Genomic DNA, 1,066 nt, shown 5'->3' with positions numbered 1-1,066 from the left:
GGAGTAACAGATTCCACTTTTAATTCTTTTATCCCTTCTTTTAATGTGACAGCATCTGTTCTTAATGTTTTCCAACTGTCTTTAGCAGCATTCAAGTTAGGTTTTAAGAATTTAAATTTATTTTGATCAGCTTTTTGAGATGCATTATTAATATGTCCCAGTACTCCCGAATATTGAGAATCTAAATCATGCCATTGCGTGGACATATAAGTAAGAGCATTAATAGCATCATCAAGTGCCTTATGCATCTCACTAATATTAATATAGGCAACTCCAACTACACGATTTAATGTTATTTTATAGTCTACAGTCTGACGTAATTCTGCTAATGTAGGCTCTAACTTAGATAAATTATCTCTTGCTATACCCACTATGATACCGCCAATGATCGGTAGGCCCAAAATAGCGCCCTTCATTACATTAAATCCATCAGACTCTAATTTTTTATAATAGTTTACTGAGTCTAAAATTTGTTGTAGACGCTTTTCATCGGCCTCCACATCAGCACCTTGGTTTTTTAAAATCGAACTCAACAGCTCTTTATTGCTTCCAAATGCTCTAACATCTTTTCCAATCTCGTTTCTTAAGTTAGTTAAATCGTCTATTAATTTTTGTGCAGACTTTTGGTTTTGTTGAATCTCACCTCGTAAATCTGTAATCCCTTCTTTTAAAGTCTCTCCATCTCCTGTATTAATCGCATCTACAATTGTTTCATAATAATTGTCAAATGTTGTATCGTATTCAATAATGCCTGTCAATGTATCTAAAAGTTGTTTTTTTACTTGCGTATCCCATATAACAGCATGTGCTCTTGCATTCTTTTGATCTTGTACAATTCTGCCAGGTAAATCTACATATCCATTAATATTAATTCCTTCAAAGTTCACATCTGGATTTTTAATTAACATATAAGAATAGGCATTCATAGATTTTGCAAATAACCCAGCCTTTTGCAAGGCTTCTTTCATTTTCGCTTCATTTGCTGAAAGAGACGTCTCTCCATTGTTCGTTTGTTCAATTCCACTTGCATAAGCTGCTACTGGTGAGACTACAGAAGTTGTTGTCA

Annotated in this window: 1 protein-coding gene; it reads right to left on the bottom strand. The window is 33.9% G+C overall.

Going from position 1 to position 1,066, the window contains the following annotated elements; translation table 11 throughout:
• Positions 1–1,066 (bottom strand): hemolysin BL binding component B (gene hblA / locus BPMYX0001_RS24085; protein ID WP_050774444.1); only part of this gene is annotated, 1,066 nt, incomplete at both ends.

This window comes from Bacillus pseudomycoides DSM 12442 (assembly GCF_000161455.1).
In the GTDB taxonomy this organism is placed as follows: domain Bacteria; phylum Bacillota; class Bacilli; order Bacillales; family Bacillaceae_G; genus Bacillus_A; species Bacillus_A pseudomycoides.
The sequence above is the reverse complement of the archived record's forward strand: the minus strand, read 5'-3'. Positions and strand labels throughout refer to the sequence as shown.